Raw genomic sequence first — 16,098 nt, forward strand, 5'->3', positions numbered from 1 at the left:
GCCTCGTTTTCATGTGCGGTGGGCCCTGGCCAGGGACAGGGTGCGGTGGGCGGCCGCGACGACCGCCGCGTCGACGAACCGGCCGTCCGGGAGGGCCAGCGCGCCGGCGTCGGTGGCGGCCGCCTTGACGATCTCCTCCGCCGCCGCGATCTCCTCGGGGGCCGGCAGGTACACCTGCTCGATGACCGGCAGCTGGCGGGGGTGGATGGCGGCCCGGCCGAGGAATCCCAGCGCGCGGCCGTGGGCGCACGACGCGGCGAGGCCGTCGAGGTCACGGATGTCCGGGTGGACGGACTGCGCGGGCGGCGGGAGGCTCGCGGCGCGGGCGGCCACCACGACGCGGCTGCGTGACCAGTCGAGCCCGCTGTCGTCGCGTACGCCCAGGTCGGCGCGGAGGTCCGCCTCGCCGATGGCGATGCCGCGGACGGCCGGGTGGGCGGTGGCGATGGTGTGGGCGCGCTCGATGGCCAGGGCGGATTCGAGCAGCGCGTGCAGCGGGACCGCTGGTGCGAGGGCCGCGATCCGCTGAATGTCAGTGCCGTGTGTCACCTTGGGGATACGCAGAGCAGCGAGGCCGGGCAGGGGGGCCAGAGCTGTGATGGCCGTGGTGTCGTGCGCGCTGGGGAGGCGGACATGGATCGGTACGGGGTGGGGCGAGGAGAGCAGGTCGGTCGTGGCGGCCAGGGCGTACGCCTTGCGGTCCGGGGGCACCGCGTCCTCCAGATCGACGATCACGACGTCGGCGCCGGACGCGAGGGCCTTCGCGACGACGTCGGGGCGGTCGCCGGGGGCGTACAGCCAGGTCAGGGGCCAGGTGACCGGGGTGGGGGGAGGGGAGGTCATAGCGCGCCCTCGGAGCGCAGGGCGGCGATCTCGGCCCGGGTCAAACCGAGTTCGGTGAGGACCGCGTCCGTGTCGGCGCCGTGGGGGCGGCCGGCCCAGCGGATGGCGCCGGGGGTCTCGGAGAGGCGGAAGAGGACGTTCTGCATACGGAGCGGACCGAGTTCGGGGTCGGGGACTTCGGTGACCGTGTCCAGCGCCTGGTACTGGGGGTCCGCCATGACGTCGCGGATGTCGTAGACCGGGGCGATCGCCGCCTCGGCCTTCTCGAAGGCCGCCATGGCCTCGTCTCGGGTGTGCCGGGCGATCCAGCTGCCGACCGCTTCGTCGAGGACGTCCGCGTGTTGGGCGCGGGTGGTGCCTTCGGCGAACCAGGGCTCGGTGATCAGGTCGGGGCGGCCGACCAGGCGCATCACGCGCTCCGCGATGGACTGGGCGGAGGTGGAGACGGCCAGCCACATGCCGTCGGCGGTGCGGTAGGTGTTGCGGGGGGCGTTGTTGCGGGAGCGGTTGCCGGTGCGGGGCTGGACGTAGCCGAGCTGGTCGTACCAGAGCGGTTGCGGGCCGAGGACGGAGAGGATCGGTTCGATGATCGCCATGTCGATGACCTGGCCGTGGCCGGTGGTGGTGCGGGCGTGGAGGGCCGTCATCACCGCGTACGCGGTGGCCAGGGCCGCGATGGAGTCGGCGAGACCGAAGGGAGGGAGCGTGGGCGGGCCGTCGGGTTCGCCGGTGATTGCCGCGAAGCCGCTCATGGCCTCGGCGAGCGTGCCGAAACCGGGGCGGCGGGCGTACGGGCCGTACTGGCCGAAGCCGGTGACGCGGGCCAGGACCAGTTGGTCATTGGCGGCGGAGAGGTCGGGCCAGCCGAGCCCCCACTTCTCCAGGGTGCCGGGGCGGAAGTTCTCGACGACGACGTCGGTGGTGGCGGCGAGGCGGAGCAGGGTGTCCCGGCCGCCCGGGGTGGACAGGTCGAGGGTGATGGTGCGCTTGTTGCGGCCGAGCAGCTTCCACCACAGTCCGACGCCGTTCTTGGCGGGGCCGTGGCCCCGGGACGGGTCGGGCTTGCGGGGGTGCTCGATCTTGATGACGTCGGCGCCGAAGTCGCCGAGCATGGTCGCCGCCAGAGGGCCGGCGAAGAGGGTGGCGAGATCCAGGACGCGCACGTCCTGGAGGGGAGGAGTCCTCGGAGCGGTGGTGGTCATAGGGCGTCGATCTCCGTGCGGTACGGCATCGAGGAGGTGGCACCGGGGCGCTGGACGGACAGCGCCGCCGCCGACGAGGCCCAGGTGAGGGCGTCGGGTACGGGCCTGCCCTCGGTGAGCGCGACGGCCAGGGCGCCGACGAAGGTGTCGCCCGCGGCGGTGGTGTCGACGGCCTTGACCCGGGGAGCGGGGACCGTGACGGGGGCGGCGCCCCGGGCCGCGTAGAGGCTGCCGGACGCGCCGAGGGTGACGACGACCTCGGGGACGTGCCGGAGCAGTTCCTCGGCGGCCGCGTGCGGGTCGGCGAGGCCGGTGAGGGCCGCGGCCTCGTGCTCGTTGGGCACCACCAGGTCGGTGGCGGCGAGCAGTTCGGGAGGCAGGGGTTGAGCGGGGGCGGGGGTGAGGATCGTACGGACGCCATGGCGGCGGGCGGCTTCGGCGCCGGCGGTGACGGCGGAGAGGGGGAGTTCGAGCTGGAGCAGCAGGGCGTGGGCGGTGGCGATGAGCGTTTCGTCGCCGGGGGAGAGGGAGGTGACGGTGCCGTTGGCGCCGGGGATGACGACGATCGCGTTGCTGCCCTCGTCGTCGACGACGATGTGGGCGGTGCCGGAGGGGCCGTCGACGGTGCGGAGGAGGTCGGTGTCGACGCCGGCGGCGGTGAGGCCGGCCCGGAGCCGGGTGCCGAACTCGTCGGAGCCGACGGCGCCGATCATCGACACCTCGGCGCCGGCGCGGGCGGCGGCGACGGCCTGGTTGGCGCCCTTGCCGCCGGGGATCGTACGGAACTCTCGTCCCGTGACGGTCTCGCCGAGCTTGGGGGCACGGCTCACATAGGCGACGAGGTCCATGTTGGTGCTGCCGAGCACCGCGATATGGGTCATGGGCGGTGTGCCTCCTGGTGAGTGAGCCGGTGGGTGAGTTCGGCGAGCGTGTCGAAGCCGACGCCGTCGAAGGTGTGGACGGAGGTGGCGAGGCGGTTCTTGAGGGGGGAGGTCCAGCGGTCGGGGATCCGGTCGGGGCGGCCGGCGAGGAGACCGGCGACGGAGCCGGCGGTGGCGCCGTTGGAGTCGGTGTCCCAGCCGCCGGAGACGGCACGGCAGATGGAGAGGGTGAAGTCGCCGTCGGCGTGGGTGAGCGCGGCGGCGAGGAGGGCGGTGTTCGGGACGACATGTACCCAGTGGTAGGAGCCGTAGGCGGCGTGGAGCCGGTCGGCGACGGTGTCGAAGTCGGGGTTGGCGTGGGCCGCCGCGATGCCGAAGCGGACCGCGCGGGCCAGGCGTGAGTCGGGCGGTACGACCGTCAGCCCGGCGGCGAGCGCCTGGTGGACGTCGGCGGTGCCGGAGGCGGCGGTCGCGATGACGGCCGCGGTGAACATCGCGCCGTACACGCCGTTGGCGGTGTGGGTGAGCGTGGCGTCCCGGTGGGCCTGCTCGGCGGCCGCGGCCGGGTCGCCCGGGTGGGTCCATCCGTGGACGTCCGCGCGGATCTGGGCGCCGATCCACTCGCGGAACGGGTTGCGATGGGTCGCGGTGAGCGGCGGTTCGATGCCGGAGAGGAGGTTGCGGTAGGCGACGCGTTCGGCGGTGAAGGTGCGGCCGGCCGGAAGCTCGTCCAGCCAGAGGCGGGCGACGTCGGCGGTGGTGAAGCCGGGGCCGTACCGCTGGAGGAGCAGCAGGTTGAGAAGGGGGTAGTTGAGGTCGTCGTCCTCGGGCATGCCGTCGATGTTCTCGGCGAGCGAGGTGGCGGCGGAGCGGCGGTTCCAGGGGTGCGCGGCGGCGAGCGCCGGGGGCACGCCCTTGGCGGTGAACCAGGAGGTGAGCGGCCAGTTCCCGGTGGCGCGGGCGAGGGCCCGGATGGCGGAGAGGGGGAGTTTCTCGACGGGCTTGCCGAGCAGGCACCCGGCGGCGCGGCCGAGCCAGGCGGCATGCAGCCGGGCGCCGAGCCCGGGCGCGACGGCCACTGGTGCGGGTGGGGGATCCACCCGGGGCGATGCGCCCGCCGCCCGTACACCCTCCGGGGCGGGATGTGGGGTGCGGGCCAGGGTCGGGGCGGGCGGGGGGCCGGTCTGGTCGAGCGGTGCGCCTGGGGCCTGTGCTCCCTGTGGGGCGGGGTGAGAGGCGTTGGCGGGCGCTGAGGCCGGCGGCGGGCCGGACTCGTGGGGCGATGGGCGGGGCGTGTGGCCCCCGGCCGATGAGCGGGGCGGCGCGGTGGTGAGTGTTGCGGCGCCGCCCACCGGCGCCTGCGGCGCGGCGGCCGAGGTCGGTGGTTGTGGCGGGCCCGCGGTTCCCGGCGGGGCGCCGCACGCCCGTACGCCGTGCGGCGGCGTGGGGCTTGGAGCGGTGGCTGGGCGGTGCTCGGCCGGGGCCGGTGGGGGGTCTTCGTCGGGCGGCGCTCCGGGCGGGGCGGCCGGTGGGGTGTCGTGGTGGGCGCCGGGCCAGTGGGGGCACAGGCGCCTGATGTGGGGGAGGGAGGTGGGTTCGGTGGGGGACAACGGGGAGGGGAGGGCGGCCAGTTCGTCCAGGAGGTGCTCCGCGAGGCCGCGGAGGTGCGGGGGCGCGGGGCAGGGGGAGGCGCCGGCCGCCGTGGGGGCGGGGGTGCCGCCGGCGGCGCGCCAGCGTGCCTTGATGGCCGAGGCGTCGCGGCCGTCCTCCGTGGCCTGGCCCAGTTCGTGGCCGATCAGGTCCTCGGGCTGGACCCAGGTGAGCCGCACGTTCACCGGGGCACTCCGGTGGCGGGGGAGAGGGCGACGAACGCCCGCTCGTGGGCGCGGCGGCGGGCCGTGTCGCGCATGAAAATCTCATGGGTGACGTCGGCCAGCACCGCCGCCGGGGCGTGCAGGTCGAGGCGGCTGGCCTCGGCGACCTGTTTCGCCCAGCCGGCGGGGATGGCCGCCTCGCCGTGCAGGGCGCCCGCGATCGCGCCCGCCATGGTGGCGATCGAGTCGCAGTCCCGTCCGTAGTTGACGGCACCCAGCACCGTACGGCGGTAGTCGCCCTCGCCGACCAGCAGCATGCCGAGGGCGATCGGGAGTTCCTCGATGGCGTGCAGCCGGGAGGGGCGGCGCGCGCCGAGGGAGGGGGAGCGGTAGTCGGGGCCGACCGTGTCGAAGGGGGTGATGGCCTCGCGGAGGGGGCGGAGAGCGGACTCGAAGTCCGTGTGGCGCGAGGCCATTTCGGCCACCGCCTCGATGGCCGACCGGGTGCCGTCCTTGGCGAGGGTGACGGCCGTGTCGACGACGGTGACCGGAGTCGCGCCCGGCAGGCAGGCCGCGGCGACCGCCGCCGCGAACACGCCGGCCGCCTCACGGCCGTACGAGGACTGGTGCGGAGCGGCGACTTCGAGGGCCTCGGTGTAGGCGGCGGCCGGGTTCGCTGCGTTGACCAGGCCGACCGGTGCCATGTACATCGCGGCGCCGCAGTTGACGATGTTTCCGTTGCCCGCCTCGCGCGGGTCGACGTGGCCGTAGTGGAGGCGGGTCACCAGCCACTTCTCGGCGAAGAAGAGCCGCTGGAGGGGCAGCGCCTCGGTTTCGAGTTCGGGGATCCAGCGGGGAGTGGAGATCAGGTCGGGTACGAGATGGCCGGCGACGGCGTACGCGTCGAGGTGGTCGCGGACCGTGTCGTACACCCGGATCAGCGCGTGGGTCATGAGGGTGTCGTCGGTGACGTGTCCGTCGCCCTTGTGGTACGGGGCGATGGGGCGGGCGGTGCGCCAGTCGTCGCCGTTCCAGGGGCCGACGATGCCGGTCACACGGCCGCCGTGGCGTTCGGCGATCTGGTCGGGGGTGTAGCCCTCGACGGCGCCGCCGAGGGCGTCACCGATGGCTGCTCCGACGAGGCTGCCGGTGATCCGGTCCTCGAGTGTAGGTTTCGGCGTCATGTCGGAATTGTCCACCCGGGGTGGCGAGTTCCGTGTGTGCGAGCTGCTCGGCGAGTTCCACGAGGTCGGTGCCCGCGAGGCGGGGCAGAGCGCAGCCCGCGAGGGTGCGGCAGGCGTCGCGCCAGGTGGCGGGGACGCCGGCGCCGCCGCTGAGGGCGCCGGTCAGGGCGCCGGCGAGGGCGGGTGCGGAGTCCGCCACGCGGGAGAGGCAGGCGGCGGCCGGTACCGCCTCGGTGACCCTGCCGTGGGCGGCGGTGGCGAGCGCGAGGGCGACCGGGACGGTCTCGGCGGCGGCGATGCCGTAGCTGTAGACGTGGTCGACGATCTGGTGCTCCAGGAGCGGGACCAGCTCGAAGGCGCTGCCGGCGGCGCGGGCGAGTTTGGTGGCGTGCCGGGCGTTGCGGCCGATCTCGGTGGCGGGCGGGAGCTGGTCGAGCGCGGCGCCCACGGCGTCGTCGACGTCCGCCCCGCCGAGGGCCGCGGCGACGGCGGCGGCCATGGCGCGGGCGCCGTGCACGCCGTCGCCGTCCTGGGTGTACCGGGCGTCGAACTCGGCGAGTTCGGCGGCGGCGCGGGGGTCGCCCGGGTGGGCGACAGCGAGGACGGCGGCGCGGACGCAGGCGGCGTCGTCGAAGTAGTGCGGGTTGTCGTGGCCGGTTGCGGGCGGGCGCAGACCGGTGGCGAGGTTGCCGAGGCCGGCGCGTACGGAGATGCGGGCGCGGAGGGGGAGGACGGCGGACTCGACCTCGGGGGCGCGGTCGGAGGCCGCGGCGATCTCGGCGGCGAGGGAGTTCCAGGCGAGGTCGACGGCGGCGCACATGCGGCGGGCGGGAGGGAGGGAGCGGAAGAGGTCGCCTGCGGCGGTGAGCAGGGTCTCGGCGGTGAACACCGCCCACTCGGCGTCGTCGGACGGGCCGAGGCGAAGGGGCTCGGGGGGCTGGTTGAGGGCGATGGGGACGGGGAGGGTGGTGGTGGCGTTCTGCTCGGCGAACGTGTCCAGTTCGCGGGTGAGACGGCGGGTCCACTCGGGCATGCGGGCGGCGCGGTGCCGGGCGGCCGGCCATCCGGCGGCGTCCCCGGCGGCGAGACCGAGGAGGAGCCCTTCGACGCGGCGGGGTTCGCGGGGCCGGAAGGTTTCGGCCCGATGCGCGGCCCCCGGCTCCCGAGTCGGGGGCGGGGCCCCGGGGCCGGGGTGGTGGCCGGTGGTGTCGCTCTCGGGGTGCGGACGGGCCTCGTCGGGTGTGCAATCCGGGGCCCTTGGGGATGTGGGGGCGTGCCCGCCGTCCAGGTGCGGGGCCGTGGCGCCGGGCCCGAGGGCCCGCTCGGCGGTTCCCGTCCCGGGGTGTGCAGGGGGCCCGTGGGGTTCGGGGGCGGCTCCGGGTCCCGGCCCGGGCGCGGCGGCGGGGTTCGGCGTGTCCGTGGGTGTCGGCGCGGTGGGGCGAGGGGGCATCAGGGGACCTCCGTATCGTCGTACGGGGTGAGCAGCTCCGCGATGTCCAGGACGTGGTAGCCGCGCATCGAGGGCAGGCAGCTGCCGCGTACGGGGCCGATGGCGGCCGCCCAGTCCGGGGGGATCGCCCTCGCCCCGGTCATCGCGCCGGCCAGGGCGCCCGCCACCGCGGCCGTCGTGTCGGCGTCGCGGCCCATGTTGACGGCCGTGAGGACCGACGTACGGAAGTCGCCGCGGGCCGCCGCGAACGCGCCGAAGGCGAGGCCGACCGCTTCCGGGGCCAGGTCCGTCCACGGGTAGCCGCCGATGACCACCGCCGAGCGGACGGTCCGCTCCCGGACGAGCGGGTCGGGCTGGACGCGCTGGGCCGCGACGACCGCGCGGCGCATCGAGCGGGCCGTCCAGGAATCCATCGGCACCACCGACAGGGCGGCCGCGATGACCGAGGCGGGACCGGCGCCCGACATCGCCGCGGCGACGCCCGCCGCCACCGCCTGGCCCCCGTAGATGCCCTCACCGTCATGGCTGACCGTGCCGTCGATGGCGACCAGCCGCGCCGCCTCCGCCGGCCGCCCCGCCGCGAAGACCCCGAAGGGGGCCGCGCGCATGGCCAGGCCGTCGCTCCAGGCGTGCCGGTGCTGGGCCGAGATGGGGGCGGCCAGGCCCCGCCGGAGGTTCTCCAGCGTGCCGCGCTCGCTGAAGCCCGCGCCCCGGAACGGCCCCTCGTCGAGGTCGGCGATCCAGCGGTGCCACGCCTTCTCGACATGTGCGACGGTCAGGGCGGAGCCGTGCCGGGCCAGCAGGAGGCCGGAGAAGATCGCGTACTCGGTGTCGTCCGTGCCGGCCGGGTCCTCGCTGACGAACCCCTCGATACGGCCCCACCGGCGGCGGATCTCCGAGGGCCGCAGGTTCTCGGCGGGCGCCCCGAGCGCGTCCCCCACCGCCAGTCCCAGCAGGGCGCCCCGGGCGCGGTCGAGCAGGACCGCGCCATCGGACGCGAGCGGGGCGGGATCGCAGGCAATCGGCTCCATCGCGTGGCCCTTCCGTGCGCACCGGTCCGATTCCTGGATGTGTGCCACGTCAGGGAGCCCGGGCCGTCCGGGCGGGGCCAGCTTCACCCGGGTGCCTCAGCGCCCAGGCACGCCTTACTAAGTAAAGCCTGCCTTGCTGGCGCGCCCCTTACATCGCGCGTATTTTCGAGGGTGTTGGGGGGAGCGGGGTCACCCGGACCCGCTGCTGTACGCAAGGCGTAAGGGGAGAGCTGTGTCCATCATCGAGACCGAGGCGACGCTTCACGAGGCGCACCGCGACAACCACACCCACCGCGATGTGAACGGCGGCTGGCTGCGCCCCGCCGTCTTCGGCGCGATGGACGGTCTCGTGTCCAACCTGGCGCTCATGACCGGTGTGGCGGGCGGCGCGGTGTCCCAGCAGACCATCGTCATCACGGGGCTGGCCGGGCTCGCGGCCGGCGCGTTCTCCATGGCCGCCGGCGAGTACACCTCCGTGGCCTCGCAGCGCGAGCTGGTCCAGGCGGAACTGGACGTCGAGCGTCACCAGTTGCGCAAGCACCCGGTGGACGAGATGGAGGAGCTGGCCGCGCTGTACGTGGCGCGGGGCGTCGAGCCGCCGCTCGCCCGCGAGGTCGCCATGCAGCTGTCCAAGGACCCCGAGCAGGCGCTGGAGATCCACGCCCGCGAGGAGCTCGGCATCGACCCGGACGACCTGCCCTCGCCGATGGTCGCCGCGCTGTCGTCCTTCGGGTCGTTCGCGCTCGGCGCGATGCTGCCCGTCCTGCCGTATCTGCTGGGTGCCACCGCCCTGTGGCCGGCGGTGCTGCTGGCGCTGCTCGGGCTGTTCGCGTGCGGCGCCCTCGTGGCTCGGGTGACCGCCCGCAGCTGGTGGTACAGCGGCCTGCGCCAGCTGGCGCTGGGCGGTGCGGCCGCGGCCGTCACGTACGGGCTGGGCGCCTTGTTCGGCGCGGCGATCTGATCCGGCGCGGGAGCCGGCGCGTACCGGCTGGGCGGCCTCTTCGGCGCGGCCCATCCGGGACCGGGTGCGTAGGGGCCTCTTCGGTGCGGCCGGTCCGGTCCGGCGCGGACGCCGGTGCGTACGGGCCGGGCGGCCGCCTTCGGTGCCGCCCATCTGATCCGGCGCGGGACCGGGTGCGTAGGGGCCTCTTCGGCGCGGCCGGTCCGGTCCGGCGCGGACGCCGTCGCGTACCGGCCGGGCGCCCGCCCTCGGCGCGGCCGTCCGGTTCGTAGGGGATCGCCCTGGTCAGCCCCCTCGGTAGGCGAGCGAGGGGGCTTCGCCGTACCGTTGCCGTACCGTTGAGGAACCGACAAAGGTCTTGTGACGAACCTCCAATAGCCCGATCCGCCCCCGCGATGAGACACTATGCAACGCGGCACATAAGTAGCCGTAACACGGCGGTTTCGAAGCCCTCGACACGGGGCATGAGCCGTTAGCGCTGCGGGCAATGAAGCCCGCTCCCCACAGGCCGCCGGATGTCGATCTCTCGACGGCCTGTCCATGTGTGAAGCCGCTGAACCGCCTCCACCGCCACCAGCGGTGTCCGCATGCTGGAATGAGCTATCCGCTTTCCGAGAAGCACTCCATCATGTAACCTGCACGAAATTTCGCGGAGGGCCAACGTCGTCCCTCTGGCACTTGCATATGCCACGACGACGACGGGAGAGCCGATGCGTTCCGACGCCTGGTCGCCCATGGACGGTCGCCCCGCCCCGCAGGGTATGTACGACCCCCGCAACGAGCACGACGCCTGTGGTGTCGGCTTCGTTGCCACCCTCACCGGTGTTGCCAGCCACGCGCTGGTGGAGCAGGCACTGACCGTTCTGCGCAACCTGGAGCACCGGGGCGCCACCGGCTCCGAGCCCGACTCCGGCGACGGCGCGGGCATCCTGCTCCAGGTGCCGGACGCCTTCCTCCGCGAGGTCACCGACTTCGCCCTCCCGGCCGCCGGTGAGTACGCCGTCGGCATCGCCTTCCTCCCCGCCGACGGCTCCGCACAGGCCGTCTCGCGGATCGAGACGATCGCCGCCGAAGAGAACCTCACCGTCCTGGGCTGGCGCGACGTCCCCGTCGCCCCCGAGCTGCTCGGCGCCACCGCCCGCTCGACCATGCCGGCCTTCCGCCAGCTGTTCGTCAGCGACGGCGGTACGAGCACCGGCATCGACCTGGACCGCAAGGCGTTCGTGCTGCGCAAGCGCGCCGAGCGCGAGGCCGGGGTCTACTTCCCCTCGCTCTCCGCCCGCACCATCGTCTACAAGGGCATGCTCACCACCGGGCAGCTGGAGCCCTTCTTCCCGGACCTGTCGGACCGCCGCTGCGCCACCGCCGTCGCGCTCGTCCACTCCCGGTTCTCCACCAACACCTTCCCGAGCTGGCCGCTGGCCCACCCGTACCGCTTCGTCGCGCACAACGGCGAGATCAACACGGTCAAGGGCAACCGCAACTGGATGCGGGCCCGCGAGTCGCAGCTCGTCTCCGACCTCTTCGGCGCGGAGAAGCTGGACCGGATCTTCCCGGTCTGTACGCCGGACGCCTCCGACTCCGCCTCCTTCGACGAGGTGCTGGAGCTGCTCCACCTCGGCGGCCGTTCGCTGCCGCACAGCGTCCTGATGATGGTTCCCGAGGCGTGGGAGAACCACGACTCCATGGACCCGGCCCGGCGCGCCTTCTACCAGTACCACTCCACGATGATGGAGCCCTGGGACGGCCCGGCCTGCGTCACCTTCACCGACGGCGTCCAGGTCGGCGCGGTTCTCGACCGCAACGGTCTGCGCCCGGGACGGTACTGGGTCACCGACGACGGGCTCGTGGTCCTCTCCTCCGAGGTCGGCGTCCTCGACATCGACCCCGCCAAGGTCGTCCGCAAGGGCCGCCTCCAGCCCGGCAAGATGTTCCTCGTCGACACCGCCGAGCACCGCATCATCGAGGACGACGAGATCAAGGCCGCCCTCGCCGCCGAGCACCCGTACCAGGAGTGGCTGGAGAGCGGGATCATCGAGCTCGAGGACCTCCCCGAGCGCGAGCACATCGTCCACACCCACGCCTCGGTCACCCGCCGCCAGCAGACCTTCGGTTACACCGAGGAAGAGCTGCGCGTCATCCTCGCGCCGATGGCCCGCACCGGCGGTGAGCCGCTCGGCTCCATGGGTACGGACTCGCCGATCGCCGCGCTCTCCGAGCGCCCGCGCCTGCTGTTCGACTACTTCACCCAGCTGTTCGCGCAGGTCACCAACCCGCCGCTGGACGCCATCCGCGAGGAGCTCGTCACCTCGCTGCGCTCCTCGCTCGGCCCACAGGGCAACATCCTGGAGCCGACCGCCGCGACCTGCCGCAGCGTCACCCTGCCGTTCCCCGTCATCGACAACGACGAGCTGGCCAAGCTCATCCACATCAACGCCGACGGCGACATGCCCGGCATGACGGCCGCCACGCTCTCCGGCCTGTACCGGGTCTCCGGCGGCGGCGAGGCCCTGGCCGCCCGCATCGAGGAGATCTGCGCCGAGGCCGACGCCGCCATCGAGGGCGGCGCCCGCCTGATCGTGCTGTCCGACCGGCACTCCGACGCCGAGCACGCGCCGATCCCGTCGCTGCTGCTCACCTCCGCCGTCCACCACCACCTCATCCGCACCAAGCAGCGCACCCAGGTGGGCCTGCTGGTCGAGGCCGGTGACGTCCGCGAGGTCCACCACGTCGCGCTGCTCATCGGGTACGGCGCCGCCGCCGTCAACCCGTACCTCGCCATGGAATCCGTCGAGGACCTGGTCCGCGCCGGCACCTTCGTCGAGGGCCTGGAGCCCGAGCAGGCCATCCGCAACCTGATCTACGCCCTCGGCAAGGGCGTCCTGAAGGTCATGTCCAAGATGGGCATCTCGACCGTCGCCTCCTACCGTGGCGCGCAGGTCTTCGAGGCCGTCGGCCTCGACGAGGCCTTCGTCGAGAAGTACTTCAACGGCACCGCCACCAAGATCGGCGGCGCCGGCCTGGACGTCGTCGCCAAGGAGGTCGCCGCCCGTCACGCCAAGGCGTACCCCGCCTCCGGCGTCCCCTCCGCGCACCGCGCGCTGGACATAGGCGGCGAGTACCAGTGGCGCCGCGAGGGCGAGCCGCACCTGTTCGACCCGGAGACGGTCTTCCGCCTCCAGCACGCCACGCGCTCCGGCCGCTACGACATCTTCAAGAAGTACACGGACCGGGTGAACGAGCAGTCCGAGCGCCTGATGACGCTGCGCGGTCTGTTCGGTTTCAAGTCCGACCGCCCCTCGATCCCGATCGAGGAGGTCGAGCCGGCGTCCGAGATCGTCAAGCGGTTCTCCACCGGCGCCATGTCGTACGGCTCCATCTCCAAGGAGGCGCACGAGACCCTCGCCATCGCCATGAACCAGCTGGGCGGCAAGTCCAACACCGGTGAGGGCGGCGAGGACCCGGAGCGCCTGTACGACCCGGCGCGGCGTTCGTCGATCAAGCAGGTCGCCTCCGGCCGCTTCGGTGTGACCAGCGAATACCTGGTGAACGCGGACGACATCCAGATCAAGATGGCCCAGGGCGCCAAGCCCGGCGAGGGCGGTCAGCTGCCCGGCCACAAGGTCTACCCGTGGGTCGCCAAGACCCGGCACTCGACGCCCGGCGTCGGCCTGATCTCCCCGCCGCCGCACCACGACATCTACTCCATCGAGGACCTGGCTCAGCTGATCCACGACCTCAAGAACGCCAACCCGGCCGCCCGCATCCACGTGAAGCTGGTGTCCGAGGTCGGCGTGGGTACGGTCGCGGCCGGTGTGTCGAAGGCCCACGCGGACGTCGTACTGATCTCCGGCCACGACGGCGGTACGGGCGCGTCCCCGCTCACGTCGCTGAAGCACGCGGGCGGCCCCTGGGAGCTCGGCCTCGCCGAGACCCAGCAGACCCTGCTGCTCAACGGCCTGCGCGACCGGATCGTCGTCCAGACCGACGGCCAGCTCAAGACCGGCCGTGACGTCGTCATCGCCGCGCTGCTCGGCGCCGAGGAGTTCGGCTTCGCGACCGCGCCGCTCGTCGTCTCCGGCTGCGTCATGATGCGCGTGTGCCACCTGGACACCTGCCCGGTCGGCATCGCCACCCAGAACCCGGTGCTGCGCGACCGCTTCACCGGCAAGGCCGAATACGTCGTCAACTTCTTCCAGTTCATTGCGGAGGAGGTGCGCGAGCTCCTCGCCGAGCTGGGCTTCCGTACGCTGGAGGAGGCCGTCGGCCACGCCGAACTGCTCGACACCGAGCGGGCCGTCACGCACTGGAAGGCCCAGGGCCTGGACCTGGCGCCGCTGTTCTACGTGCCCGAGCTGCCCGAGGGTGCGGTGCGCCACGCGCTGGTCGAGCAGGACCACGGCCTGGAGAAGGCGCTCGACAACCAGCTCATCGAGCTGGCCGCCGAAGCGCTCGGCGCCGCCTCCGCCGAGGAGGCCCAGCCGGTCCGCGCCCAGGTCGCGATCCGCAACATCAACCGGACGGTCGGCACCATGCTCGGCCACGAGGTGACGAAGAAGTTCGGTGGCGCGGGCCTGCCCGACGACACCATCGACATCACCTTCACCGGCTCGGCCGGCCAGTCCTTCGGCGCCTTCGTGCCGCGCGGCATCACGCTGCGCCTGGAGGGCGACGCCAACGACTACGTCGGTAAGGGCCTGTCCGGCGGCCGCGTGATCGTCCGCCCCGACCGGGGCGCCGACCACCTGGCCGAGTACTCGACCATCGCGGGCAACACCATCGCGTACGGCGCGACCGGCGGCGAGATCTTCCTGCGCGGCCGCACCGGCGAGCGGTTCTGCGTCCGCAACTCCGGCGCGCTGGTCGTCTCCGAAGGCGTGGGCGACCACGGCTGCGAGTACATGACCGGCGGTCACGCGGTGGTCCTCGGCGAGACGGGCCGCAACTTCGCGGCCGGTATGTCGGGCGGTGTCGCGTACGTCATCGACCTCGACCGGGACAACGTCAACTCCGGCAACCTCGGCGCGATCGAGGCACTGGACGAGACCGACAAGGCGTGGCTGCACGACGTCGTGCGCCGCCACCACGAGGAGACGGGCTCGACCGTAGCCGAGAAGCTCCTTGCCGACTGGGCCACCGCCGTGGACCGATTCAGCAAGATCATCCCGACCACGTACAAGGCCGTGCTCGCCGCCAAGGACGCCGCTGAGCTCGCCGGTCTCTCCGAGCAGGAGACCACCGAGAAGATGATGGAGGCGGCGACCAATGGCTGACCCCAAGGGCTTCCTGACCACCGGGCGCGAAGTCGCCAAGACCCGCCCCGTCGAGGAGCGCGTCAAGGACTGGAACGAGGTCTACGTCCCCGGCTCCCTGCTGCCGATCATCAGCAAGCAGGCCGGCCGGTGCATGGACTGCGGCATCCCGTTCTGCCACAACGGCTGCCCGCTCGGGAACCTGATCCCCGAGTGGAACGACTACGCCTACCGCGAGGACTGGTCCGCCGCGTCCGAGCGGCTGCACGCCACGAACAACTTCCCGGAGTTCACCGGGCGGCTGTGCCCGGCGCCGTGCGAGTCGGCGTGCGTGCTGGGCATCAACCAGCCCGCCGTCACCATCAAGAACGTCGAGGTCTCGATCATCGACAAGGCGTGGGACTCCGGTGACGTCACGCCGCAGCCGCCCGAGCGGCTGTCCGGCAAGACCGTCGCCGTCATCGGCTCCGGCCCGGCGGGTCTCGCCGCGGCCCAGCAGCTGACCCGCGCCGGTCACACGGTCGCCGTGTACGAGCGGGCCGACCGCATCGGCGGCCTGCTGCGGTACGGCATCCCCGAGTTCAAGATGGAGAAGGTGCACATCAACCGGCGCATCGAGCAGATGCGCGCGGAGGGCACCAAGTTCCGCACGGAGATCGAGATCGGCCGCGACATCGACGCCGCGAAGCTGCGGCAGCGGTACGACGCGGTCGTCATCGCCGCCGGTGCCACCGTCTCCCGTGACCTGCCGGTCCCCGGCCGGGACCTCAAGGGCATCCACTTCGCGATGGAGTACCTGCCGCTCGCCAACAAGGTGCAGGAGGGCGACTTCGTGGCGCCCCCCATCACCGCCGAGGGCAAGCACGTCGTCGTCATCGGCGGCGGCGACACCGGCGCGGACTGCGTGGGCACCGCCCACCGCCAGGGCGCGCTGTCCGTCACGCAGCTGGAGATCATGCCGCGTCCGGGCGAGGAGCGGAACGCGAACCAGCCGTGGCCGACGTTCCCGATGCTCTACAAGGTCACCTCGGCCCACGAGGAGGGCGGCGAGCGGATCTACTCCGTCTCCACCACCCACTTCGAGGGCGACGAGGACGGCAACGTCCAGTTCCTCCACCTGGTGGAGGTGGAGTTCAAGGACGGCAAGCTGGAGCAGAAGCCGGGCACCGAGCGCAAGATCCCGGCCCAGCTGGTCACCCTCGCCATGGGCTTCACCGGCACCGACCAGTCCAACGGCCTGGTCCAGCAGTTCGGCCTGGAGCTCGACGAGCGCGGCAACATCGCGCGCGACGCCGACTACGCGACCAACGTCGACGGCGTCTTCGTCGCAGGCGACGCCGGGCGCGGCCAGTCGCTGATCGTCTGGGCCATCGCCGAGGGCCGCTCGGCGGCGCGCGGCGTGGACCGCTACCTGACGGGCACGAGCGAACTCCCGGCTCCGATCCGCCCCACGGACCGCGCGCTGACGGTCTGACCCCCG

General features: G+C 73.1%; 10 protein-coding genes. 3 read left to right on the forward strand and 7 right to left on the reverse strand.

The features are described 5' to 3' along the window. Positions 1–9: 9 nt before the first annotated feature. The 7 genes from AMK26_RS05235 to AMK26_RS05265 all read right to left on the reverse strand — a co-directional run bounded on the left by AMK26_RS05235 (position 10) and on the right by AMK26_RS05265 (position 8,405). Complete coding sequence (locus AMK26_RS05235) at positions 10–843, reverse strand: HpcH/HpaI aldolase/citrate lyase family protein (protein ID WP_073752369.1); 834 nt, start codon at positions 841–843, stop codon at positions 10–12. After that, positions 840–2,045, reverse strand: a complete 1,206-nt coding sequence (locus tag AMK26_RS05240; RefSeq protein WP_073752371.1) for a CaiB/BaiF CoA transferase family protein — start codon at positions 2,043–2,045, stop codon at positions 840–842. Before AMK26_RS05240 ends, AMK26_RS05235 begins: the two co-directional genes overlap by 4 nt. Further along, positions 2,042–2,926, reverse strand: a complete 885-nt coding sequence (rbsK, locus tag AMK26_RS05245) for a ribokinase (RefSeq protein WP_073752373.1) — start codon at positions 2,924–2,926, stop codon at positions 2,042–2,044. The genes AMK26_RS05240 and rbsK overlap by 4 nt, the downstream gene beginning before the upstream one ends. Next, a complete protein-coding gene (locus AMK26_RS05250) occupies positions 2,923–4,278 on the reverse strand; it encodes an ADP-ribosylglycohydrolase family protein (RefSeq protein WP_079277445.1) in 1,356 nt (451 codons plus the stop codon). The genes rbsK and AMK26_RS05250 overlap by 4 nt, the downstream gene beginning before the upstream one ends. Before the next feature lie 479 nt (positions 4,279–4,757). Next, positions 4,758–5,924 carry an ADP-ribosylglycohydrolase family protein gene (locus AMK26_RS05255; RefSeq protein ID WP_073752375.1) on the reverse strand — a complete coding sequence of 389 codons (1,167 nt, stop codon included), beginning with the start codon at positions 5,922–5,924 and terminating at the stop codon, positions 4,758–4,760. Next, the gene (locus tag AMK26_RS05260; protein WP_073753056.1) at positions 5,860–7,212 is read right to left on the reverse strand and encodes an ADP-ribosylglycohydrolase family protein; all 1,353 of its coding nucleotides are present in this window, start codon (positions 7,210–7,212) and stop codon (positions 5,860–5,862) included. The genes AMK26_RS05255 and AMK26_RS05260 overlap by 65 nt, the downstream gene beginning before the upstream one ends. Before the next feature lie 161 nt (positions 7,213–7,373). Continuing rightward, a complete protein-coding gene (locus AMK26_RS05265) occupies positions 7,374–8,405 on the reverse strand; it encodes an ADP-ribosylglycohydrolase family protein (protein ID WP_073752377.1) in 1,032 nt (343 codons plus the stop codon). Positions 8,406–8,637: 232 nt separating this feature from the next. Here AMK26_RS05265 and AMK26_RS05270 point away from each other — a divergent pair, with 232 nt between their 5' ends. The 3 genes from AMK26_RS05270 to AMK26_RS05280 all read left to right on the forward strand — a co-directional run bounded on the left by AMK26_RS05270 (position 8,638) and on the right by AMK26_RS05280 (position 16,092). After that, complete coding sequence (locus AMK26_RS05270) at positions 8,638–9,366, forward strand: VIT1/CCC1 transporter family protein (RefSeq protein ID WP_073752378.1); 729 nt, start codon at positions 8,638–8,640, stop codon at positions 9,364–9,366. Positions 9,367–10,076: 710 nt separating this feature from the next. Then, positions 10,077–14,639 carry a glutamate synthase large subunit gene (gene gltB, locus AMK26_RS05275; protein ID WP_073752380.1) on the forward strand — a complete coding sequence of 1,521 codons (4,563 nt, stop codon included), beginning with the start codon at positions 10,077–10,079 and terminating at the stop codon, positions 14,637–14,639. Then, a complete protein-coding gene (locus tag AMK26_RS05280) occupies positions 14,632–16,092 on the forward strand; it encodes a glutamate synthase subunit beta (protein WP_073752382.1) in 1,461 nt (486 codons plus the stop codon). The genes gltB and AMK26_RS05280 overlap by 8 nt, the downstream gene beginning before the upstream one ends. Positions 16,093–16,098: the final 6 nt, after the last annotated feature.

This window comes from Streptomyces sp. CB03234, from assembly GCF_001905885.1.
Taxonomy (GTDB): domain Bacteria; phylum Actinomycetota; class Actinomycetes; order Streptomycetales; family Streptomycetaceae; genus Streptomyces.

Coding starts and splice junctions, on each gene's coding strand:
- AMK26_RS05255 (WP_073752375.1), bottom strand. CDS start 5,924: ATGACGCCGAAACCTACACTCGAGGACCGGATCACCGGCAGCCTCGTC.
- AMK26_RS05265 (WP_073752377.1), bottom strand. CDS start 8,405: ATGGAGCCGATTGCCTGCGATCCCGCCCCGCTCGCGTCCGATGGCGCG.
- gltB (WP_073752380.1), top strand. CDS start 10,077: ATGCGTTCCGACGCCTGGTCGCCCATGGACGGTCGCCCCGCCCCGCAG.
- AMK26_RS05240 (WP_073752371.1), bottom strand. CDS start 2,045: ATGACCACCACCGCTCCGAGGACTCCTCCCCTCCAGGACGTGCGCGTC.
- AMK26_RS05280 (WP_073752382.1), top strand. CDS start 14,632: ATGGCTGACCCCAAGGGCTTCCTGACCACCGGGCGCGAAGTCGCCAAG.
- rbsK (WP_073752373.1), bottom strand. CDS start 2,926: ATGACCCATATCGCGGTGCTCGGCAGCACCAACATGGACCTCGTCGCC.
- AMK26_RS05235 (WP_073752369.1), bottom strand. CDS start 843: ATGACCTCCCCTCCCCCCACCCCGGTCACCTGGCCCCTGACCTGGCTG.